Source organism: Anaerotaenia torta (genome assembly GCF_050433395.1).
GTDB lineage: Bacteria > Bacillota > Clostridia > Lachnospirales > Lachnospiraceae > Mobilitalea > Mobilitalea torta.
This window is the reverse complement of record NZ_JBNPXH010000002.1, coordinates 12,399-34,574: the sequence shown is the minus strand read 5'-3', so window position 1 is coordinate 34,574 and position 22,176 is coordinate 12,399. Positions and strand designations below refer to the sequence as shown.

The window sequence follows — 22,176 nt, the reverse complement described above, 5'->3', positions numbered from 1 at the left end:
TATCAAATTACTAAGACGGGAGTGATTAACTTGGATAATGAAAAGAAGTTTACACAAGAAATGCAGCAGGTTGAAATATCAAAACTTGTACCATATGCGAATAATTCAAGAACCCATAGTAAAGAACAGATAAAAAAACTACAGTCAAGTCTTAGGGAGTTCGGCTTTGTGAATCCGATTTTGATTGATAGAAAATATAACATAATTGCTGGACATGGCAGAGTATTAGCTGCAAAAGAAGATGGTCTAAAAACAGTGCCATGTGTATTTGTTGACCATTTATCGGAGGCACAAAAGAAAGCTTACATTATTGCAGATAACAGGCTTGCTGAAGATGCAGGATGGGATAAGGATTTACTATCCATAGAATTGGAAAGCCTAAAAGAACTTGAGTTTGATCTCAACCTTTTAGGATTTGATGAGGCTGAATTAAATACACTTTTAAACACCACTGAAGATGTAAAAGAAGATGATTTTGATGTTGATGAAGAACTGAAAAAACCACTAATTTCGAAGCAAGGTGATTTATGGATTTTGGGTAGACACCGGCTTTTATGTGGGGACAGCACCAAATCAGAATCCTTTGTGAAATTAATGGATGGTAAAAAGGCAAATTTAATCATTACTGATCCACCCTATAATGTGAAATATGAAGGCAATGCAGGAAAGATACAAAATGATAATCTTTCTGCAGATGCCTTTTTTCATTTCCTTTTTGACAGTTTTAGCAATATGGAGAAATGCCTTGCGGATGACGGTTCTATCTATGTTTTTCATGCTGATACAGAAGGACTTAACTTTAGAAAAGCTTTCTCAGATGCAGGCTTTTATTTAAGTGGTACTTGCATTTGGAAAAAGCAAAGTCTTGTTCTGGGAAGAAGTCCATATCAATGGCAACACGAACCAATCCTCTTCGGATGGAAGAAAAATGGAAAGCACCAGTGGTACTCAGACCGCAAACAAACGACTATTTGGGAATTTAATAGGCCGAGTAAAAATGCAGACCATCCAACGATGAAACCAGTTGCACTTATTGCTTATCCAATCGGGAATTCCAGTTTGACAAATTCAATCATTCTTGATCCATTTGGCGGATCCGGTAGTACATTGATTGCTTGTGAGCAAACAGATAGAATTTGCTATACCATAGAGCTCGATGAAAAGTATTGCGATGTTATTGTAAAACGATATATTGAGCAGGTAGGTTCTTCCGATGGTGTATTTCTATTAAGAAATGGTTCTGAACTAAGATATCATGATATACCGGAGGTGGCTGCAGATGAAGCGTAATCTTACGCTTGGCAGTCTCTTTGATGGGAGTGGAGGATTTCCCCTGGGTGGAGTGCTAAATGGTATTATACCCATTTGGTCTTCGGAAATAGAGCCTTTTCCTATTAGGGTAACAACAAAGAAACTGCCTTTCATGAAGCACTATGGTGACATAAGTACACTAAATGGTTCTGTATTAGAACCGGTTGATATTATAACATTTGGCTCACCATGCACTGATATGTCAGTGGCAGGCAAAAGAGCTGGACTGGACGGAAAACAATCCGTCCTTTTTTATGAGGCAATTCGAATTATCAAAGAAATGAGGTATGCTACAAATGGCGAATATCCAAGATTTATCGTGTGGGAGAATGTGCCAGGAGCATTCTCCTCAAATAAGGGAGAGGACTTCAAAGCAGTCCTTGAAAGTATCGCAAGAGTTAAAGATGAAACCATATCTATTTCTAAACCTAACAAATGGCTTAACGCAGGAGAAATCGTGGGAGGAGATTTCTCCATTGCATGGAGAACCTTTGATGCGCAATATTGGGGAGTTCCCCAACGAAGAAAACGTATCTACCTTGTCGCAGATTTTACAGATAGGTGTGCCGGAAAAATATTATTTGAGTCCGAAGGCATGTCAGGGTATTCTCCGCAGAGCTTCTGTTCGTGGCAAGGAACTACCAACAATGTTAAAAGTAGCATTGGAGAAACAGGCACAGTCTGTCTGAATGACCAAGGCGGAAACCGTATGGATGTTACTGAGGATATGACTAGTACGCTTCGTGCTAAAGCTAATCATCCTCCACTTGTATTTGAAAACCATTCACAGGACAGCCGATATGTGGGACCACTGGAAACAGCACAGACAGTTCTTGCCAAGTTTGGAACCGGTGGTAATAATCAACCCTTTGTTGTAGAAACACCTAAGACATTAAAAATTCGGTGCGGCTGTGAAGGTGGTGGTAAGGGAGCATTAATTCAGGATAATAAGTCAGCCACGATTTCCTGCAATAATGATCAGACCTTATTTGTACCGACTGCTTTTGGAATATGTGCTAAAGATAGTAACTCAATGAAATCCGATAACCCAAGTAGTGGTTTCTATGAGGCTAATACCTCTCGAACCGTGGATTGTAACGGAGGAAATCCAACATGTAACCAAGGTGGTATCGCTGTGGTTGCTTTGCAAGGATCCATGATTGGTAGAAAAGATTGCAATGGTCCACAAGGAGACGGTGTGAGCGAGGATGTTTCTTTCACCTTAAATACCGTAGATAAGCATGCTGTAGTTTATGCCATTGATCGAGAAACATTTAATTGTGGACAGAACTTTGCAAGAAACTTAGGTATCAGTGAAGCGGGTATCTCTTCAACACTAAATGCTCAGGGGCCAAGTGCTGTAGCCACTCCAACCTATTCATCAAGCAAGGCTTCGTTTTTTACCAATGCTGAAATGGAACTTGCTAATACACTTGTGGCAACAGATTATAAAGACCCTCCGTTAATTAATGATACTGCAGGTGCGGAATATATTGTGCGAAGACTGACACCAACTGAGTGTGCAAGACTACAAGGTTTTCCAGATTGGTGGTGTAGTGACCTTGGAATAGAAAATCCTACAGAAGAAGATATTTTGTTTTGGTCTGATGTATTTGAAACGCACCGAAAAATCATCGGGACTACTTCGAAACCAAAATCTCGGAGCCAAATTATCAAATGGTTGCAAGACCCACACTCTGATTCAGCGGAATATAAAATGTGGGGAAACGGTGTTGCCTTACCATGCGTCTGTTATGTATTGGCTGGAATTGTAGAACTTTCTTCTTGATATTGTTTCAGCAGTAGAATGTAAGAATTAATCTACATACTACTTGCTATTTACTCGGTTTAGAGTGATATATAACACTACCAAAAAGAAAGGTGGTATGAGATATGGAAATAAGATTTAACCGTTCAGGAAGTGAACGTAAAGCACTGGTGATTGCAATCAGTGAGATTCTCGAAACAAAACCAGTTTATAGAGGAGCACCTACGTTCATTTATGATATTGATAGCTTGCAGGTGGATAAGGAAGGAACACTTATCATTGATGACCAAGCAGACAGCGAAACGGTGGAAACACTACTTGATAAACTTGCAGGTCGAGGGTTTGCCTTTGAAGAGCCTGAAAGCGCAACACAGGGCAACACAAACGCTTGTGACTTGCTTGTAATCGAGATGCTGAAGGAGGGTTTCACTGATACTGCTTTTGCAAATTTTGAAAAGCTAATCGAAAGTAAAGGGTATCTAATTAAGAAAGCACTCAGTGTTTCTTCACTTCGGATTGAGCAGACCGAAGAAACACTTCGATTTCCTTGGTTTGCTTTTAACTCAACTTCAGATGAGGTCAAAGCTTATACACATTTTATTTCAGCATTATGTGAAATGGCAAAGAAGCAGGTGAGAATATCGGCTACATCTAAAGAAGTGGAAAATGAAAAATATGCATTTCGATGTTTTCTCCTTCGCCTTGGTTTTATAGGCTCAGAATATAAGGTAGATCGTAAGATTTTACTTTCCAAGTTAACAGGAAGTTCTGCTTTTAAAAGTACGCAATCAATGGCTGGGGAGGTGGAGCAATCGTGAAGATAATTCATCCGGAAATGTTGAAACAACTTAAAGAGTATTACACACCTGGAACGAGAGTGGTTCTTATCCAAATGGATGATCCATATACGAATCTTCAACCTGGAGATAAAGGGACAGTTACCAGTGTCGATGATATTGGAACAATTCATGTAAAATGGGACAGAGGAAGTTCTTTAGGTGTAGTCTTTGGTGAGGATTCCTGTCGGAAAATCAAGGACTAAATACACATTTAGTCCTATGAAAATAATAAAAGATAGTGTAGATTACACTCCGTACAAAGATGTATTTAATATTGATATCTTACGAAACGCTGTTAACGACTCAGCAGAGGAGGATGATGAATGACCGAAGAAATTAAAGATCAAATACTAGCAATTCGAGAAACAGGTGAAACCAATATGTTTGACATTCCTGTTGTTATCGATATTGCAGAACGTGATGGGTACTATGAATTGATTGATTACCTATCGGAACATAGAGATGATTATGTTCGCTTCATTCTTACGGGTGAAGTCAAATAAAATCAAACAACATTTATGAAAAGGAACTCTTATGGGGTTCCTTTTTCAGTATCCTCGGGGGAGGTGGCGGCGATACGAAAACTAAAGACATACAAGCCGACCATCTTCAAAGCAGATGGTTCGGTTTATAATAAGGACTCGGCTGATACAGCAGTGGCCTTTATAAATTGTTTAAAGCACACTAAGGGAGAATGGTATGGTCAGCCTTTTGAACTAATCGATTGGCAAGAGCAAATTATTCGAGATGTATTTGGTGTTATAAAACCAAATGGCTATCGTCAGTTTAATACAGCCTATATCGAGATAGCTAAAAAGCAAGGAAAGTCTGAACTCGCCGCAGCAGTAGCACTTCTTCTTACATGTGGTGATTACGAACATGGTGGTGAGGTGTATGGCTGTGCTTCTGACCGTCAACAAGCCTCCATTGTTTTTGATGTGGCAGTAGATATGGTAGAGCAGTGCCCTGCACTTAAAGCTAGAATAAAACCTGTGCTTTCTCAGAAGAGGTTAGTTTATAAACCTCTTGGAAGTTTCTATCAGGTTCTTTCTGCTGAGGCATATACAAAGCACGGTTTAAATGTTCATGGAGTGGTATTCGATGAGTTACATGCACAGCCAAACCGTCAGCTTTTTGATGTTATGACTCACGGTTCTGGAGATGCAAGAAAGCAACCGCTGTATTTCCTAATTACTACTGCCGGAAATGATCAGCACTCCATATGCTATGAAGTACACCAAAAGGCCAAGGACATCCTGGATGGGCGAAAGGTTGACCCCACATTTTATCCAGTCATTTACGGCGCTGATGAAGACGAAGACTGGACAGATCCGAAAGTATGGGCGAAAGCCAACCCCTCAATGGGTATTACGGTAGATATTGAAAAGATACAAATTGCATGTGAAAGTGCAAGGCAAAATCCAGCGGAAGAAAACTTATTCAGGCAGCTTAGATTAAACCAGTGGGTGAAACAATCAGTTCGTTGGATGCCTATGGAGAAGTGGGATAAATGTGCTTTTGTAGTAGACTCAGAAAGTCTTAAAGGTAGACAATGCTATGGTGGCTTGGACCTATCTTCAACTACAGATATAACTGCTTTTGTTCTTGTCTTTCCACCAGAGTATGAAGATGACAAATATATCATTCTACCTTATTTTTGGATACCAGAAGATAACCTCGAACTAAGAGTGAGACGAGACCATGTACCTTATGATATATGGGAAAAACAAGGCTTTTTACAAACTACAGAAGGTAATGTGGTTCACTATGGCTTCATTGAAAACTTTATTGAAGAGTTGGGGATGAAGTATAACATTCTTGAAATAGCATTTGACCGTTGGGGTGCAGTTCAGATGGTGCAGAACCTAGAAGGTCTAGGATTAACAGTTGTTCCATTCGGTCAAGGATTTAAAGATATGTCACCACCAACGAAAGAGTTAATGAAGTTGACACTGGAAGAGAAAATTGCTCACGGTGGACACCCAGTACTTCGATGGATGATGGATAATATCTTTATTAGAACTGATCCGGCAGGAAACATTAAGCCGGATAAGGAAAAGAGTACAGAAAAGATAGATGGTGCAGTTGCAACAATTATGGCTCTGGATAGAGCTATTCGTTGTAGTAGAACAGGAAATTCTGTTTATGATAATCGTGGATTAATTGTCTTTTAGTCATGGAAAATACTAAAAATACATTTATAGTATTGACATGTCATGAAATGTAATCTATAATAGCCTTAATAATATAAGGAGGGATTGTTATGGATTACGACCGTGTGATATTAGAAATGCTGAACAGAATTAGTGTATTGGAAGAAAAGGTAGCATATTTGGAAAGCAATAATGAAATAACAGAATCAGAAGATATGAATGAACTGCAAGCGCCAAGTAAGAAATACAGATTACTATCTGATTACCTTCATGATAGTGAAAAACCAAGAGTGAGATTGACTTTTGATGATATAGAAGAGATGCTTGGCTTTGAATTACCTCCATCAGCATATACGCATAGGGCATTTTGGTCGAATACAACTTCTCATTCAATTGCCTTAAGTTGGATGGGTGTAGGTTATGAAACTGTTGAAGTCAATATAGATGAAGGATTTGTTGTATTTGAGCAAAAAAGGCAATATGGAAAGGAAGGAATAAAAATTTCAAAGTTTATTACTGAGGCACAGTTTCAAAAAGCATATCGCTCAGCGGGTCTATGGTTTGTTGCACTGTATATGGAAGCCTTTCTCTTACGCATTGATGAATTGAAAGATAATACAAAAAAAGCAGAATTAATAAGTGAAATCTATAATAAAGGAGAAAATGCTGATAAAGATGAAGGAGGTACTCGAACCCGTGTGAATTCTCTATGGAGGATTATTGAATCTGGAAGAGCAGTTCAAGCATTAGAGGTTGCAGCAAACTCTGATAGGTTAAAAAATGATTTCCATGATGCATATGAGACTGCTAATGATTTATTAAAACGCATAAATAGTGGCGAATTCATAATGCCTGAGATTTAAAAATTACTACAAACTTAAACTAATGGGGGTGAGAGTATGTATGAGTTGCTAAGCAGCATAGATTTTACGAAGAAGAGAAATAACTTTGAAAAAGACCGTTTAAAGCGATTGTTCATAAATTGGCTATCTAATAATTACCCTAATGTTAATACGGTTGATACTTATTTCACGGATTCCATATTTATTGGCAACAATCCTTGGATAGGTTTAAACATAATCGATGTTCTAACAGACGGCGATGAAGGAAGAGTTAGGTACCATTCTGCTCTGGTTGAACATTTCGAAGGTAAAGGTTATGATTTAAAAACGTCTCATAGCAAGGCAAGGGAATATTTAACAAGATTCGACCATCTAAAGGAATTTCTAGATGATTATGAGACAAAAAATATGCAGGATAATGAGTAAATAAAGCAATCTTTAAGTAAATACTTAAATTCTATAAGCATCTCATAATGAGGTGCTTTTTTCATGCGATTTTTATTCGGAGGTGACGCTTATGAATCTATTAAAAGGAATGTTCAAATCAAGAGATAAACCGCAAAACAGTGTAGGTAGTTCTTTTTCATTTTTGTTTGGCGGAACAACTGCTGGGAAAATGGTCAATGAGCGATCCGCCATGCAAACAACTGCCGTATATGCATGCGTGAGAATTCTAGCTGAAGCTATAGCAGGACTTCCATTGCACGTTTACAGATATCGTTCAGATGGAGGGAAAGAAAGAATTCCTTTTCATCCTTTGTATCACCTTCTTCATGATGAACCAAATCCAGAGATGACTTCATTTGTGTTTCGAGAAACGCTGATGAGTCATCTTTTACTTTGGGGAAATGCTTACGCACAGATTGTCCGAAACGGGCGTGGTGAGGCAATTGCACTTTATCCTCTACTACCAAGCAAGATGGAAGTTAACCGAACCCAAAATGGAGAGTTGGTTTATAAATATTATCGTGATGTTGACGAGAGTGGTATAAATCCCAAAGGCGGTTATGTCACACTCCGCAAAGATGAAGTTCTTCACATTCCTGGTCTTGGATTTGATGGACTAATTGGCTACAGCCCCATAGCAATGGCTAAGAACGCTATTGGTATGTCATTAGCCACAGAGGAATATGGTGCTACGTTTTTCGCTAATGGTGCAAATCCGGGTGGTGTACTGGAACATCCAGGGGTAATCAAGGATATTCAGCGGGTGAAAGATAGCTGGAACAGTGCTTACCAAGGAAGCGGAAACGCTCATAAGGTTGCTGTATTGGAAGAGGGTATGAAGTTTCAAGCCATTGGTATCCCGCCTGAACAGGCACAATTTCTTGAAACACGGAAGTTCCAAATCAACGAAATTGCACGTATCTTTCGTGTACCTCCTCATATGGTGGGTGACCTTGAAAAATCCAGCTTCTCCAACATCGAGCAACAGTCTTTGGAGTTTGTAAAATACACGCTTGATCCATGGGTGATTCGATGGGAACAAAGCCTACAACAAGCGTTAATTCTACCATCTGAGAAAACAACACTGTTTATTAAGTTTAATCTGGATGGGTTGCTACGTGGTGATTACCAGAGCCGAATGAATGGCTATTCAGTCGGAAGGCAAAATGGGTGGATGTCTGCAAATGACATTCGTGAACTGGAGAATATGAATCGCATCCCTACGGAAGAAGGTGGCGATTTGTATCTTGTGAATGGCAATATGCTCCCGCTCTCACAGGCGGGCAATTTTTATGAAAAGGAGGCAAATAGCCAATGAGAAAATTTTGGAACTGGGTGCGGGATGAAGCCACCGAGGATCGTACTCTTTATCTCAATGGAGAAATCTCTGACGAGACTTGGTGGGGTGACGAAGTAACACCTAAGATATTCAAGGATGAATTAATGGCTGGCTCTGGAAATGTCACGGTATGGATTAACTCACCCGGGGGTGATGTATTTGCCGCTGCACAGATCTATAACATGTTGATGGATTATGTAGGAAATGTAACCGTAAAGATTGATGGACTGGCAGCAAGTGCGGCATCGGTTATTGCTATGGCAGGTGGAGATGTGTATATGTCCCCGGTATCAATGCTTATGATCCATAATCCTTCAACCATTGCTATTGGAGATAGCGAGGAGATGCTCCGTGCTAAAGCCTTGTTAGACGAGGTAAAGGAAAGCATCATCAATGCATATGAACTGAAATCTGGACTATCCCGAGCTAAAATTTCGCATCTAATGGATGCGGAAACGTGGATGAACGCCAATAAAGCAATTGAACTCGGCTTTGCAGACAAAATTATGTTCACTGAAGATGAAGGGCATAGTCCACTCGATACGGGTCAAGGACTTATATTTTCCCGTACAGCAGTATGTAACTCGCTACTTGGGAAAATCCCCAAGAAGCAAAAAACGAAAATGGGTACCCCGATAGAGTCGCTGGATAAGCGGCTTTCTTTAATTTCTCACTAATTTAAAGGAGGAAATACAATGAGTAAAATTCTTGAATTGCGCGAGAAGCGTGCTAAGACATGGGATGCGACAAAAGCATTCCTTGATACGAAACGTGGTGGCGATGGATTACTATCCGCTGAAGACACTGCAACATATGAAAAGATGGAAGCAGACGTTGTGGCTCTTGGAAAGGAAATAGAACGTTTGGAACGTCAGGCAGCAATCGACCTAGAGCTTTCAAAAGCTACCAGCAACCCTATTACAAACAATCCATCCAAAGGCATAGAGGAGAAGACTGGTCGTGCGTCTGCAGAGTATAAAAAGGCATTCTGGAATGCTATGCGTACTCGTGCTGGTGAAGGACTCGATCCAGTTGTGAGAAATGCTTTACAAATCGGAACTGACACCGAAGGTGGATATCTTGTTCCCGACGAATTTGAACGTACTCTAGTAGAGGGTCTTGAGGAAGAAAACCTCTTCAGAAGGCTCGCAAAAGTTATTACTACTTCTTCCGGCGATAGAAAAATTCCGGTGGTTGCATCTAAGGGAACAGCATCATGGGTTGATGAGGAAGGTACCATCCCGGATAGTGATGACAGCTTCGGTCAAGTTTCCATTGGTGCTTATAAGCTAGGTACGATGATCAAGGTTTCTGAGGAACTTCTAAACGATAGTGTATTTCAACTTGAGCCTTATATTTCAAGGGAATTTGCAAGACGTATCGGCAACAAAGAGGAGGAAGCTTTCTTCACTGGTGATGGTTCTGGTAAACCGACCGGTATCCTAGCAGCCACAGGAGGAGCACAACTAGGTGTAACTACAGCCGGTGCTACAGCGATTACTATCGATGAAGTGCTTGACCTGTTCTATTCACTAAAAGCTCCTTATCGTAATAGGTCTGTATTCATCATGAATGATTCAACAGTGAAGGCAATTCGTAAGCTAAAAGACGGTCAAGGTCAGTACCTATGGCAGCCATCGATACAGGCTGGAACTCCAGATACCATTCTCAACCGTCCACTGTATACTTCATCCTACGTACCTGCTATTGCAGCTGGAGCGAAGACAATTACATTTGGTGATTTTAGCTATTATTGGGTAGCTGACCGTCAAGGTCGTGTGTTTAAGAGACTTAATGAACTCTATGCTGTTACTGGTCAGGTCGGATTTGTCGCTACTCAGCGTGTAGATGGGAAATTGATTCTGCCTGAAGCCATCAAGGTACTTCAGCAGAAAGCTTAACGGAGGTGCATTATGAGCTATAACACAAAGAACTATACCGAACAAGGCGGAGAGAAAACTGTCATCGGTGGAACTCTTGAAATCAAGGAAGGAGCCTCGGTAACGGGGCTTACCTCCACAGCCGCACCTGCTTCAGAAACTGCTCTTGGTGGCGTGAAAGCTGCTGCTAAGGAGGAGACAGATACGGTAGCAGTTAAAATCGGTGAAGATGGAATCCTTTATGTACCAACATATCCCGTTGTACCTGAAATACCTGTAGCAGCAAATCAGGCGGATAGCACTGCCACCGATGCCACTGATCTGGTTACGGATTTCAATGCCCTTCTCGCTAAACTGAAAACAGCCGGGTTAATGGAGGCAGACGAAGAATGATTGAAAGGAGACGGATGGCATGACAACCGATAATCTTCTTCCTAAAGTAAAAGCGAACCTGATTCTGAATCATGATGTAGATGATGGACTTCTACTACATTACATTAAAGCTGCCGTCTCCTATGCGGAGAGCTATCAGCATGTTGTTGAGGGGTATTACACGGAAAATACTATGCCACCCACTACAGAACAAGCAGTGATTATGCTGTCGGGCCATTTCTACGAAAGCAGAGATGGTTCGACAGGTGGTTTTTTTGCCGATAACGTGCAAGCAGGTCAACAGGTTTGGAATACAGTAAACCTTCTTCTTAGACTCGACCGGGATTGGAAGGTGTAAATTATGAGCTTTGGAAAGATGAATACGTTCATTGATATCATTAGCACAGTACCAATTAAGGATGAGGAGGGTTTCGTCACAAAGGGAGATAACATACTCGCTAGTGTACGTGCCTATAAGGAAGATCGTCATGGCAGTGAGAGATGGACCAATATGGCTTCGTTTTCTACTGCATCATCACTTTTTCGGTTTCGGAAAATTCCTGAACTTAAGGTAACGAATGAAATGATTATAGTCTGTGAAGATGGCAGATATGAGACTTTAAGTGCTGAGGATGTAAGAAGCCGTGGTATGTATGTTGAGGTTCTAACAGAAAAAATAAAGCCAACTGTGAGGTGATGAGTATGGCAAAAGTCAATATCAAGATGCCGGAGGAATTTCAGTTAAAAGTATCTCGGCTTGCTGATAAGACCGATGTAATTCTTCCTAAAGTTTTAGAAGTTGGTGGTGAAATAGTGCTAGATAAAGTGAAAAGCAATCTAAATAAGGTAATCGGCAGGAATACGAAGTATGCTTCAAGGAGCACTGGCAGCCTAAAATCCTCACTGGGCCTTTCTGGTGCAAGGCAAGATAAAAACGGAAACTTCAATGTGAAAGTTGGTTTTGCAGAGCCACGGTCTGACGGAGAGAGTAATGCTAAAATTGCGGGTATCATCGAATACGGTAAGCATGGTCAACCAGCAAAGCCCTTTTTGAAACCAGCAAAAACTGCATCTCGAAAACCATGTATGAATGCAATGATAGCTAAATTGGAGGAGGAGATCAGTAAGATATGAACATTCTAGAAGAATTGAATATCCTCGTAACTGCGATACCGCTCCCAGTGGAAACCGGTGTTTTTTCCGGTCTAGCACCAGATGTATATGTTGTGATACTTCCTCTTTCAGACATCTTCGAAGTCCATGCGGATAACCGTCCGGGATTTGAGGTTCAGGAAGCAAGGATATCTTTGTTCTCTAAAAATAACTATTTAGAGAAGAAAAGGCAACTCACAATGGCTTTATTAAATGCAGATTTCACTGTGACGGAACGTCGGTATATTGGACATGAGGACGATACCGGATATCACCATTATGCCATTGATGTGGCAAAAAACTATAGATTGGAGGAGTAACATATGGCAACAATCGGTCTTGATAGATTGTATTATTCAAAAATAACGGAAGATGCAAATGGTGAGGAAACCTATGCTGTACCTTCCGTACTAGCAAAGGCCATCACCGCTGAACTCTCAGTGGAGTTGGTAGAAGCGATTTTGTATGCAGATGACGGTGCCGCTGAGGTTGTGAAGGATTTTAACAGTGGTACACTCACGCTCGGTGTAGATGATATTGGTCCCACAGTAGCAGCTGATTTAACGGGTGCTACTACGGATGATAACGGAGTATTAATTTCTGCAAGTGAGAATGTAGGTACCCCAGTTGCAGTAGGATTTCGTGCTCAAAAAGCCAATGGGACATACCGATATTTCTGGCTGTACCGAATTAAATTCGGTCTGCCGGCAACCAACTTGCAGACGAAGGCAGATTCTATTACATTCTCTACACCTACAATTGAGGGAACGGTAATGAGAAGAAATAAGCTAGACGGTCTTGGAAAACATCCATGGAAAGCAGAAGTCACAGAAGGTGATGCAGGTGTTTCTTCTGCAACTATTACTGGTTGGTTCACGGAAGTTTACGAACCAGTATATACACCAGAACCTTAGGAGGAGAAGTCATGGATAATGAGAGAAGTGCTTCAATCAATATTGGTGGCAAAGGGTATGAGCTAATTTTAACTACACGTGCAACAAAGGCAATTGCTAGTCGTTATGGTGGTCTTGAAAATCTCGGTGAAAAGCTGATGAAGTCGGAAAACTTTGAGATGGCACTGGATGAGATCATATGGTTAATCACATTACTTGCAAACCAGTCAATCTTAATTCAAAACCTTAATAATAAAAACACACCAGAAGAATTGCTTACCGAAGACGAGGTAGAATTACTAACCACTCCGTTTGATCTGGCTGCATATAAAAATGCAATCACTGAGGCTATGTTTAAAGGTACGAAGCGAAATGTGGAAAGTGAAGAAGATAGCATCACTGGGAGAGCTTCTTCAAAAAACGTGGAAGTCGGGTAACAGACACAGAAGTCTTTACCCGGCTATTTTATTATGGAACAGTTCAAATGGGCATGGATGCAGAGGAGTTTTGGCTCATGCCAATTGGACTGTTTTTTGATTTATGGACTTGTCATAAACAATGGCACGGAATTGAGAAACCAAGAAGAACTCGAACGATTGATGATATTATTCCACCGGGCATATAGGAGGAGGTGATGACTTGGCAGATGATTTTGGATTAAAAATAGGCGTTGAAGGTGAACGTGAATTTAAGCTGGCTCTATCCGAAATTAATCAGACATTTAAAATACTAGGTAGTGAAATGGCTCTAGTAACCAGTCAGTTTGATAAAAACGATAAATCTGTACAGTCAGTCACTGCTCGAAATGCGGTTTTAAATAAAGAAATTGATGCTCAAAAAGATAAGATTGCTACCCTCAAGGCTGCCCTTGATAATGCCTCCTCCTCTTTTGGCGAAAATGATCGTCGTACTCAAAACTGGCAGATACAGCTTAATAAGGCAGAAGCCGAACTTAACAATATGGAGCGAGAACTCGACAATTCAGGTAAAAGTGCCGATGATGCGGGTGGCAAGTTTGAAAAACTAGGTGGTGTACTCAAGGGTATCGGAGTGGCAATGGGCACGGTTGCTGTTGCTGCTGGTGCTGCGGCAATTAAGTTGGGTAAAGAGGTCATAACTCAATTTGGTGAGTTGGAGCAGAACCTAGGTGGGTCAGAAGCAGTCTTCGGTAAATATGCTGCATCAATTCAGAAAACCGGAGAGGAAGCATATAAAAACCTTGGTGTCTCCCAAAGCGATTACCTGGCTACTGCTAACAAGATGGGTGCATTATTCCAAGGTTCTGGTATCGAACAACAAAAAAGTCTAGAGTTGACTGAAAAAGCAATGCAACGTGCTGCTGATATGGCATCCGTTATGGGTATCGATATGTCCTCAGCCATGGAAGCTGTCACTGGTGCGGCAAAAGGCAATTTTACCATGATGGACAATTTAGGTGTTGCTATGAATGCCACTAATGTAGAAGCTTATGCACTCTCAAAGGGGTTGGATTTTACTTGGAACACAGCAACGCAAGCGGAAAAAGCGGAAGTCGCAATGCAGATGTTCTTTGAGAACACCGAGCAGTATGCTGGCAACTTTGCAAGAGAGTCAACCCAGACAGTATCCGGTTCTATTGGGTTGCTACAAGCTGCCCTTGGTTCTTTTACTGCGGGACTTGGAAATACCAATGCAGACATGACAAACCTTACTGAAAACCTTGTAGATGCTTTTAAAGCAGTTGTTGCTAACATCGTACCAGTATTAGAGAATATCGTAAAAGTTTTACCGGAAGCAACAGGAGCAATCCTGGAAGCTGTTGCAGATTTACTTCCTTTACTACTTGAAACTGTCACTAGTTTATTTACTCAGGTACTTGAAACTATTTTAAGCCTATTGCCTGATCTTATTCCTGCCGCAGTCAGTGCTCTCATGACGATTGTAGGAGCATTGGTTGAAAATCTTCCACTCATCATAGATGCAGCAATAACATTGGTGACTGCACTTGTAGAGGGGATTAGCTCAGCGTTACCACAGTTAATACCCGCTGCAGTTTCTGCTGTTGTACAGATAGTGCACGGACTGATTGATAACTTACCATTAATCCTAGAAGCAGCTTTGCAATTGATATTAGGGTTAGCACAAGGATTAGTGGAAGCAATACCACAGCTTATCGCAGCCTTACCAACCATAATCACAGCATTAGTGGATTTCTTTATTGAAGCCATTCCACAGATTATAGATGCAGGTATAGAATTACTGACTTCATTAGTAACCGCATTGCCTACGATCATTGATGCTATTTTGGAAGCAATTCCAGAAATCATTGATAATATTATTAATGCAGTTATTGATTCCATTCCGATGATTATCGATGCGGGTATTCGGCTTTTAGTATCACTCATTCAAGCCTTACCACAGATCATTACTACTGTAGTAGCTGCGATTCCGAAGATTGTAACCTCATTGGTAAGTGCTATTGTTGATAATATCGATCAGATTATTCTAGCGGGTGTACAGTTATTTGTTGCTCTGATTGAAAATCTGCCACAGATTATTATTGAAGTAGTAAAAGCGGTACCACAGATTATTGGAGGTTTAGTTACTGCGTTCTCAGACTATATAAGCGATATGTCCGATATTGGTGATGATTTAATTAAAGGATTGTGGCAAGGTATTTCAGACGCTGGAGCCTGGTTATGGGAGAAGATATCTGGATTTTTTGGAAACGTGGTTACTAAAATAAAAGACTTCTTTGGCATTAATTCACCATCAAAATTATTTGCTGGTTTTGGACGTAACATGGGTGAAGGTATTGGTGTAGGATTTGAGGATGCAATGGCAACAGTATCAAGGGATATGCAAAATGTGATACCTACAAGCTTTGATATTAATAACAGAAATATGGTAGGACAGAGTGGTGAAAGTATCACTGGAACAGGAATCACGCAAAACATATCTGTGGTGACTCCTAAGGCTCTGTCTGAAAAGGAATTGTCTAGAGAATTCAAAAACTTATCACGCAAACTGTCACTTGAATTATAGGAGGGATGGCTATGGAACTAACTTATATCAATTCAAGCGGTGAAAGCATAACACTTAATCAAAGCCGCCCTTTTTTCATCACCAAGATAGACGGAACAGGTAACATACGCCAGACCGTTAACACCTTCAAGGCACCGGAGCAGGACGGTGCTTTTTATGTGTCATCCACGATGGATATGCGTAACATCACACTAGAAGGCGCGATCATCGCAAATACTCCGGATGAAGCTTATGAGTTTCGTAAAAGCTTCTTAAGATTATTCAGTCCTAAAAAGTCAGGAGTAATAAGATATCGTGAGAGACAAATATCCTGCTTTGTTGAGGAGGCCGTTTTATCCGTTTCATCTAGAGAGAGGATACCTAATTTCTTTGTGAGTTTACTTTGCCCAAATCCATTTTTTGAAACCCTGAATGATGAATGGCAAGATCTTGCTTCTTGGGAGCCTTTGATAGAATTTGAATTAGAGATACCAGAGGAAGGTATTGAGTTTGGGTTAAGACAGCCAAGTCAAATTATAGCTGTTGACAACTTCGGAGATGTGCCATGTGGATGTGAAATTATTTTCAGAGCATTAGGTCCAGTAACCAATCCAGAATTGCTTCTTATTAATACTGGCGAGTTTGTAAGAATCCTTACAACTATGAACCATGGAGATGAATTTCATATTTACACACACTTTGCTGAAAAAAGGGTAAGAAGCATCATTGATAATGTAGAAAGCAATGCTTTTTACCTCTTAGATACTGCTTCAAATTTCTTTCAGTTAGAACCGGGCATGAATAATCTTCGTTATGATGCATCAGACAATCTGGAATTATTGGACGTGAGTTTACATTATCGTCCTCAGTTTTTGGGGGTATAAGAGATGGAACTATATGTGTTTAATCAAAATCGTGCCTTAATCGGTATTGTAGAATCATTTGAATATCTGCGATGGACCAGGCGTTACTCCCAGTGTGGTTCGTTTGAAATAAAAGCCAATGCTTCCACTGAAAATGCAACATTACTTCAAGTAGGTAATTATATCTGGAAGAATGATGATGAAGAAATAGGATTAATCGAATATTTGCAATTATCTCAGACCGATAGTGAGATTATTACAGTCAGTGGAAGGTTTGCAACCGTTCTTTTAGGAAGGAGAATTATCTGGAACACAGAGAACCTTAATGGCGACCTATCAGATTGTATAGGACAGTTAATGAACAATAATGTTATATCACCAGCCGATCCAGATCGGCAAATTGCAAATATTAGTTTTTCATCACCTTACCTTAACATACCTGTAAAGCAGCAGGTTTCTTATAGGAATCTTTTAGACCAATTACAGGAACTATGCTCAACATCATCCGTTGGTATAAAAACAGTCTTTTCTCCTGAGACAGGTGATTTGACGGTAACATTGTATATCGGAACATTATCTCAGGCTGTGTTTTCTAAGGAATATGATAATCTACTTGATCAGACCTTCACAAAAAATACAGCAACCTATGCCAACACAGCTAAGATTGGAGGAGAGGGAGAAGGTGAAGAAGGACGTATATTTGAATACATCACAAATGGTACTGGAGAGGAACGTAGGGAAGTATTTGTAGATGCAAAAGATCTTCGTGTTACGGATTTCCCTACAGACTATGAAGAGGCATTAACCTTTCGTGGCCTAACAAGACTTTCTGAGCTTTCTATGTCACATTCCTTTGATGCCATTGTCAATAACCACAGTAACTTAACTTATAAAACGGATTATGATCTCGGGCAAATCGTGCAAGTAATATCAAAGAAGTGGGGAGTCACCATGGCTGCCCGTATTGAAGAAGTAGAGGAAAGTTATGACGCAGAGGGTCAGAGTATTAATGTCACTTTTGGGAAGGCAGAACTTACGATTGCACAAAAAGTAAAATCTGATTTCAATCAGGTTCGAACGGCTCTTGGTGCACCAACAGGAATTACAGAGATGCTAGGTGAATCAAACAGTTGGACAGATACTCAAAACTTTTCCGGAGGAGTCATGATTAGCTCAACTAAGATGGCAGTAAATACCTCAACCGCTGGAGGAAATGACCCGACACAGGCAAAGTATTTTCATGTTGCAAGGGTAGTAGTTAACGGCTCCTACAATCGTATTGCTTTTCGATTTGATTACTTTGGCACAGGAACAACACCAAAAATGGGTACCATAGAAGGTTATGTTTACTCCACAGCTTCCTATGCAACCATGTCCATCCAGTCTTTCGTTCAGGCTTATGTCAGAGATAAAAGTCCGTTTTCTACATCAGACATTAAGGTAGTGAAGTCAGCGAGCTCTTCAAGAACCATATGGGATATTTATGTTTGGTTATCAGACTATGGAACTGCATATGTAAACGGACTGTATGCACTAACAGAATCAGGTAACTTGATTGCTGATCCGGATAACGGGGCACTACTTCTTGTGCCGAATCTTCCTACGGTAGGTAATACCTTCTCTTATGACAGCCAGACATTTACGATTACAGCTGTTGATAATGGAGTGGTAAAGACAAACAGCTATTATGAAGATGGATTTTTTTATAAACTTCAAGTACCGAACAGAGATGTCAACCTAACCTCCACGGATAATCCGATACAGATTGGAGCTAATACGGGAGTAAATATGGTATTTGATGCAAATGAGATACAAACCAGAAATAATGGAGCTGCTTCGCCGATCTATTTGAACCGGGAAGGTGGACCAGTTTGTGTGAATGGTGACACTACGACAGGTATTGTTTATGGTGGAGATACGGGATGGATCTTTGTTCAAGATGCAGAGTTTTTGAATGGCTTTACGGTATATACAGGAGGAACAGGACAACGGCCCAGATACCGAAGAATTGGACGTATCGTGCATTTATTTGGTGCATGTTCCCCTCCTGCCGGTGCGACCATAAATTCAGCTTCTGCGACAACTATGTTTACATTACCAGTAGGGTTTCGACCAATTTATGATTTCCGTACCTTGTGCCAAGGTTCAAGTTCAAATAAGTGGTTGTTTGTAGTAGGAGAAAACGGGCAATGTACGGCGGCACGTTATGGCACTAACGAATATGCTACAAGCATCACAGGAAATGAGTGGCTTCCTTTTAGCGTATGCTTTTTGGCTGAGTCCAGCTAAGATAAAATTTATGAAAGAAGGAGGGTATTACAATGGAGAAGAGCGGATTTTTTAATTCTTCCAGTGGCGATCGAATTTACGATGCCACTGACTTTGCCACTTATTTTGGCAGCCTAGTTTCGAATGGTATATTTTATAGGGACACTACAAATCTGCAGGTAACCCCAGGTTCTGGAATGTCAGTAAATATAGCGATTGGAAGGGGATGGATCAACGGGTATCACTATGAAAATACTGAGGTACTAAATAAGACATTAGAAACGGCAAACGGTTCTTTCTCTAGAATAGATCGGATTGTAATAAGGTGGAGCCTTCTTGATAGAAATATTGTTGTAGCGGTTCTGACCGGGACAGCAACTGCCACTCCAAGTGCTCCGGCTCTGACACGAAACTCGGATGTTTATGAATTATGTCTTGCAGAGATATTGGTTCCACAAGCGGCCACATCTATAACTATAGGAAATATCACGGACACAAGACTTAATTCTACTCTTTGTGGAACTGTGAACTCGCTGGTGACAGCGGTATATGAGTGAGGTGAACTAAGATGGCAACGTATCAAGCAACAAATGCTTGTACTTGGAGAGATGGAAAATACATTCCTTCCACCACGGATAATATTCGGCAGGGAGTTTACGAACCATTTGGAGAATGCGTAGGGGTAATGATATTTAATCTTACTGCAATCAGAAATCAATATGAGAACTATTATCCAGCCAGTGCCACTCTTGAACTCACACGTGTTGCGGGTGGCGCATGGGGCAGTAATCGAACAATGACACTATATGCTGGAAATCAGACAGGTATTCCTTCCGTCAGTTCCTCTACCGATGTTACCACAGCCCGTCCTAGTAAAGTGACTTCCGGCTATAATTACACGGTATCAGCCGGAGTAGGAGACAAAACCTTTAATATAGCTACTGCCTTAATTAATTCCATAGGGAGTGGTGCGAGCAACTGCTTATTTATGGATGGAGGTTCAAGCACAACCAATTATATATCCTTTACAGGAAGAAATGATCTGACTAAGGTTGTCCTTAATATTACTTGGGTCAGTCGTACCACAGATGCTGGTGCGCCTACTTCTTGCTCTTTAAATCAAACACTTGCAGAGGGGAATGTAACCCTATCATGGAGTGGTGCAAAAGCAGGAACGAATAATGCCATTTCTGCTTATGAAATTCAGTATAGTGATTCCACAAATAATAGCACTTGGGGTAGCTGGACAGCGCTCACAGTTGTATCTTCTAGCACAACCAGTGGAAGTTTATCGGTTGCGCCTCCAACTACCAGAGGGAATTTCCGAAGATTTCGTATCCGCACCCGTGGTACAGCAGGCAGTGATTATTATTCTTCTTGGAAGGTATCATCAAATACCGTAAGAAAGAATACATTGCCTTCTGCACCAACAACTGCAGTAGCATCACCGGAAATTCATAGTAACGAAACGATAACGCTTACTTGGTCTGGAGCAGCAGGAGGAACGAGTGCTATTAAAAGCTACCGGATATCGAGGAGAACATCGACCGATAACATAACATGGAGTGAATGGGAAGTACTCACAACGCTTAATCTTAATGCTAGTGGTGGTAGTTATAATCCAGCAGTAACAAATATTTCAGGAACCTATACACAGTTTAGTATAAGAACCATTGATGTTCTCGGCGCTATTTCATCAGAGAAAATTAGTAATAGTATTTACTGCAACATTACTGCATGTGGTGAACCAAGTGCATTTTTACTAAGTACTACCGTAGCGGAAGGCAATCTGAATCTTTCTTGGAGTGATGCAACTGCGGGTGCTGGTAATGCAATCACAGGATATGAGATAGAATTTAGCGATTCTAGTGATAATAGCACATGGGGTGCATGGACGTTATTAAAAACAATTGTATCCTCAGGTACAAGTGGAACCACAAGTGCTTCTCCACCATCTACACGGGGATATTATCGAAGGTTTCGGATTCGTACCTTAGGAACAGCAGGCAGCAGTTATTATTCAAACTGGAAGAACTCGTTAAGTAGTGTTCGCAAAAATATTTTACCTACACCACCGTCAACTTTTACAGCTTCACCAACTTTATATGAGACGCCAAGTGTAACAATATCCTGGAGTGGAACTCTCCCCGGCACTAGCCAAATCAAGCATTATGTAATTCAACGCAGTACGTCATATATGGGAAATCCACCTTGGTCATCCTACGAAACATTGGCCACGATTGTATCTAGTGGGACATCAGGTACTTATGTAGCCGAAGCATCAAATACTCCTGGAACATCGACAAGATATCGTATTGGTGTTACAGATGTATTAGATGCAGTATCTGCTTATGTGATTAGTAATACAGTCAGGAAAAACAGCTCGCCTACAGTGCCTACAATCGGCTGCCCAATGGCAGGAAGAAGCACCTATAACACAACCCCATTATTTATGATCATAACCGGTATAGAACCTGATGGTCAGACACAGATTGTAGAGGTTAGGATTGACTCAGGTCAGTGGTATAATAGTGTTGATCATCCAGAGATGTTCTCTGTAAGTGGATATTTAGGGGATAATATCAGAACGGTATTTAAAGCACCGACATTATCCTATGGAAACCATACTGTGACCATACGATGTTTGGATAGTGACTTAATGAAATCAAGTACTGAGGTTATAAAGACATTCAATGTTCAAGCATCTCCATTTGAAGTAATAACTGCGAATGTATCCTCAGTTAAAGCAGTGCATATTAAGGCACTTCGCACGGCTGTTAATACCATTCGTGAATTCCATTGTATAAATACGGTTGTATGGAGCGAAGAAATCATTTCTGGAAAGACCACAGTAGAAAGGTGGGCACAACATATAAATGAGCTACGTTCAGCACTTGAACCGGTTATCACTAAAATTAATGGATTTGATACCTCATCCACTTTTAATATACCTCCAGTAGAATGGATTTCGTTTGGTTATGGTAGACCTAAGGCGGATATAATGGCTCAGCTACAAAATCTGATACTGATACTATGATTAATAGCG

At 40.6% G+C, this 22,176-nt stretch carries 23 protein-coding genes; all 23 read left to right on the top strand.

What is annotated here, in order from left to right; translation table 11 throughout:
* Positions 1-30: 30 nt before the first annotated feature.
* The 23 genes from HNQ56_RS04030 (at position 31) to HNQ56_RS03920 (ending at position 22,167) form a co-directional block, all read left to right on the top strand.
* Positions 31-1,290, top strand: coding sequence for a site-specific DNA-methyltransferase (locus tag HNQ56_RS04030; protein ID WP_488167871.1), 1,260 nt, complete (start codon positions 31-33; stop codon positions 1,288-1,290).
* On the top strand, positions 1,280-3,100 hold the full coding sequence (locus HNQ56_RS04025) for a DNA cytosine methyltransferase (RefSeq protein WP_429143083.1): 1,821 nt from the start codon (positions 1,280-1,282) through the stop codon (positions 3,098-3,100). Before HNQ56_RS04030 ends, HNQ56_RS04025 begins: the two co-directional genes overlap by 11 nt.
* A 104-nt stretch (positions 3,101-3,204) precedes the next feature.
* Complete coding sequence (locus tag HNQ56_RS04020; RefSeq protein ID WP_429143081.1) at positions 3,205-3,897, top strand: virulence protein; 693 nt, start codon at positions 3,205-3,207, stop codon at positions 3,895-3,897.
* Positions 3,894-4,121, top strand: coding sequence for a DUF4314 domain-containing protein (locus HNQ56_RS04015; protein ID WP_429143079.1), 228 nt, complete (start codon positions 3,894-3,896; stop codon positions 4,119-4,121). Before HNQ56_RS04020 ends, HNQ56_RS04015 begins: the two co-directional genes overlap by 4 nt.
* A gap of 120 nt (positions 4,122-4,241) precedes the next feature.
* Positions 4,242-4,421 (top strand): DUF5049 domain-containing protein, encoded by a 180-nt coding sequence (locus HNQ56_RS04010; RefSeq protein WP_429143077.1) that lies wholly within the window; start codon positions 4,242-4,244, stop codon positions 4,419-4,421.
* Positions 4,422-4,493: 72 nt separating this feature from the next.
* Complete coding sequence (locus HNQ56_RS04005; protein ID WP_429143816.1) at positions 4,494-6,092, top strand: terminase large subunit; 1,599 nt, start codon at positions 4,494-4,496, stop codon at positions 6,090-6,092.
* A gap of 89 nt (positions 6,093-6,181) precedes the next feature.
* On the top strand, positions 6,182-6,934 hold the full coding sequence (locus HNQ56_RS04000; protein ID WP_429143075.1) for a DUF7662 domain-containing protein: 753 nt from the start codon (positions 6,182-6,184) through the stop codon (positions 6,932-6,934).
* 36 nt (positions 6,935-6,970) lie between these two features.
* A complete protein-coding gene (locus HNQ56_RS03995) occupies positions 6,971-7,339 on the top strand; it encodes a hypothetical protein (RefSeq protein ID WP_429143074.1) in 369 nt (122 codons plus the stop codon).
* Between the two features lie 91 nt (positions 7,340-7,430).
* Positions 7,431-8,678, top strand: coding sequence for a phage portal protein (locus tag HNQ56_RS03990; protein ID WP_429143072.1), 1,248 nt, complete (start codon positions 7,431-7,433; stop codon positions 8,676-8,678).
* Entirely contained in the window at positions 8,675-9,376 is a 702-nt protein-coding gene (locus HNQ56_RS03985) for a head maturation protease, ClpP-related (RefSeq protein ID WP_429143070.1), read from the top strand. The genes HNQ56_RS03990 and HNQ56_RS03985 overlap by 4 nt, the downstream gene beginning before the upstream one ends.
* Before the next feature lie 18 nt (positions 9,377-9,394).
* Positions 9,395-10,600 carry a phage major capsid protein gene (locus tag HNQ56_RS03980; protein ID WP_429143068.1) on the top strand — a complete coding sequence of 402 codons (1,206 nt, stop codon included), beginning with the start codon at positions 9,395-9,397 and terminating at the stop codon, positions 10,598-10,600.
* A gap of 12 nt (positions 10,601-10,612) precedes the next feature.
* Positions 10,613-10,972 carry a head fiber protein gene (locus HNQ56_RS03975; RefSeq protein WP_429143066.1) on the top strand — a complete coding sequence of 120 codons (360 nt, stop codon included), beginning with the start codon at positions 10,613-10,615 and terminating at the stop codon, positions 10,970-10,972.
* A gap of 19 nt (positions 10,973-10,991) precedes the next feature.
* The gene (locus tag HNQ56_RS03970; RefSeq protein WP_429143064.1) at positions 10,992-11,309 is read left to right on the top strand and encodes a head-tail connector protein; all 318 of its coding nucleotides are present in this window, start codon (positions 10,992-10,994) and stop codon (positions 11,307-11,309) included.
* A 3-nt stretch (positions 11,310-11,312) separates the two neighbouring features.
* Positions 11,313-11,648 (top strand): head-tail adaptor protein, encoded by a 336-nt coding sequence (locus tag HNQ56_RS03965; protein WP_429143062.1) that lies wholly within the window; start codon positions 11,313-11,315, stop codon positions 11,646-11,648.
* Between the two features lie 5 nt (positions 11,649-11,653).
* Positions 11,654-12,085 (top strand): HK97 gp10 family phage protein, encoded by a 432-nt coding sequence (locus HNQ56_RS03960; protein WP_429143060.1) that lies wholly within the window; start codon positions 11,654-11,656, stop codon positions 12,083-12,085.
* Complete coding sequence (locus HNQ56_RS03955) at positions 12,082-12,423, top strand: hypothetical protein (RefSeq protein WP_429143058.1); 342 nt, start codon at positions 12,082-12,084, stop codon at positions 12,421-12,423. The genes HNQ56_RS03960 and HNQ56_RS03955 overlap by 4 nt, the downstream gene beginning before the upstream one ends.
* A 3-nt stretch (positions 12,424-12,426) precedes the next feature.
* Entirely contained in the window at positions 12,427-13,017 is a 591-nt protein-coding gene (locus HNQ56_RS03950) for a major tail protein (protein ID WP_429143056.1), read from the top strand.
* Between the two features lie 11 nt (positions 13,018-13,028).
* On the top strand, positions 13,029-13,433 hold the full coding sequence (locus HNQ56_RS03945; protein ID WP_429143054.1) for a hypothetical protein: 405 nt from the start codon (positions 13,029-13,031) through the stop codon (positions 13,431-13,433).
* Positions 13,434-13,635: 202 nt separating this feature from the next.
* Positions 13,636-16,020 (top strand): phage tail protein, encoded by a 2,385-nt coding sequence (locus HNQ56_RS03940; protein WP_429143052.1) that lies wholly within the window; start codon positions 13,636-13,638, stop codon positions 16,018-16,020.
* A gap of 11 nt (positions 16,021-16,031) precedes the next feature.
* On the top strand, positions 16,032-16,883 hold the full coding sequence (locus HNQ56_RS03935; RefSeq protein ID WP_429143051.1) for a phage tail family protein: 852 nt from the start codon (positions 16,032-16,034) through the stop codon (positions 16,881-16,883).
* Between the two features lie 3 nt (positions 16,884-16,886).
* Positions 16,887-19,151 (top strand): siphovirus ReqiPepy6 Gp37-like family protein, encoded by a 2,265-nt coding sequence (locus HNQ56_RS03930; RefSeq protein ID WP_429143049.1) that lies wholly within the window; start codon positions 16,887-16,889, stop codon positions 19,149-19,151.
* Between the two features lie 32 nt (positions 19,152-19,183).
* Entirely contained in the window at positions 19,184-19,687 is a 504-nt protein-coding gene (locus HNQ56_RS03925; protein WP_429143047.1) for a hypothetical protein, read from the top strand.
* Between the two features lie 11 nt (positions 19,688-19,698).
* Positions 19,699-22,167 (top strand): hypothetical protein, encoded by a 2,469-nt coding sequence (locus HNQ56_RS03920; protein ID WP_429143045.1) that lies wholly within the window; start codon positions 19,699-19,701, stop codon positions 22,165-22,167.
* Positions 22,168-22,176: the final 9 nt, after the last annotated feature.

Bases quoted from the DNA above. Each gene is read 5' to 3' on its own strand.
- HNQ56_RS03920 (WP_429143045.1), top strand. From the start codon at position 19,699: ATGGCAACGTATCAAGCAACAAATGCTTGTACTTGGAGAGATGGAAAA.
- HNQ56_RS03995 (WP_429143074.1), top strand. From the start codon at position 6,971: ATGTATGAGTTGCTAAGCAGCATAGATTTTACGAAGAAGAGAAATAAC.
- HNQ56_RS03945 (WP_429143054.1), top strand. From the start codon at position 13,029: ATGGATAATGAGAGAAGTGCTTCAATCAATATTGGTGGCAAAGGGTAT.
- HNQ56_RS04020 (WP_429143081.1), top strand. From the start codon at position 3,205: ATGGAAATAAGATTTAACCGTTCAGGAAGTGAACGTAAAGCACTGGTG.
- HNQ56_RS04010 (WP_429143077.1), top strand. From the start codon at position 4,242: ATGACCGAAGAAATTAAAGATCAAATACTAGCAATTCGAGAAACAGGT.
- HNQ56_RS03930 (WP_429143049.1), top strand. From the start codon at position 16,887: ATGGAACTATATGTGTTTAATCAAAATCGTGCCTTAATCGGTATTGTA.
- HNQ56_RS03955 (WP_429143058.1), top strand. From the start codon at position 12,082: ATGAACATTCTAGAAGAATTGAATATCCTCGTAACTGCGATACCGCTC.
- HNQ56_RS03985 (WP_429143070.1), top strand. From the start codon at position 8,675: ATGAGAAAATTTTGGAACTGGGTGCGGGATGAAGCCACCGAGGATCGT.
- HNQ56_RS03950 (WP_429143056.1), top strand. From the start codon at position 12,427: ATGGCAACAATCGGTCTTGATAGATTGTATTATTCAAAAATAACGGAA.
- HNQ56_RS04025 (WP_429143083.1), top strand. From the start codon at position 1,280: ATGAAGCGTAATCTTACGCTTGGCAGTCTCTTTGATGGGAGTGGAGGA.
- HNQ56_RS03990 (WP_429143072.1), top strand. From the start codon at position 7,431: ATGAATCTATTAAAAGGAATGTTCAAATCAAGAGATAAACCGCAAAAC.
- HNQ56_RS03970 (WP_429143064.1), top strand. From the start codon at position 10,992: ATGACAACCGATAATCTTCTTCCTAAAGTAAAAGCGAACCTGATTCTG.
- HNQ56_RS03960 (WP_429143060.1), top strand. From the start codon at position 11,654: ATGGCAAAAGTCAATATCAAGATGCCGGAGGAATTTCAGTTAAAAGTA.
- HNQ56_RS03925 (WP_429143047.1), top strand. From the start codon at position 19,184: ATGGAGAAGAGCGGATTTTTTAATTCTTCCAGTGGCGATCGAATTTAC.
- HNQ56_RS03935 (WP_429143051.1), top strand. From the start codon at position 16,032: ATGGAACTAACTTATATCAATTCAAGCGGTGAAAGCATAACACTTAAT.
- HNQ56_RS04000 (WP_429143075.1), top strand. From the start codon at position 6,182: ATGGATTACGACCGTGTGATATTAGAAATGCTGAACAGAATTAGTGTA.
- HNQ56_RS03980 (WP_429143068.1), top strand. From the start codon at position 9,395: ATGAGTAAAATTCTTGAATTGCGCGAGAAGCGTGCTAAGACATGGGAT.
- HNQ56_RS03965 (WP_429143062.1), top strand. From the start codon at position 11,313: ATGAGCTTTGGAAAGATGAATACGTTCATTGATATCATTAGCACAGTA.
- HNQ56_RS03975 (WP_429143066.1), top strand. From the start codon at position 10,613: ATGAGCTATAACACAAAGAACTATACCGAACAAGGCGGAGAGAAAACT.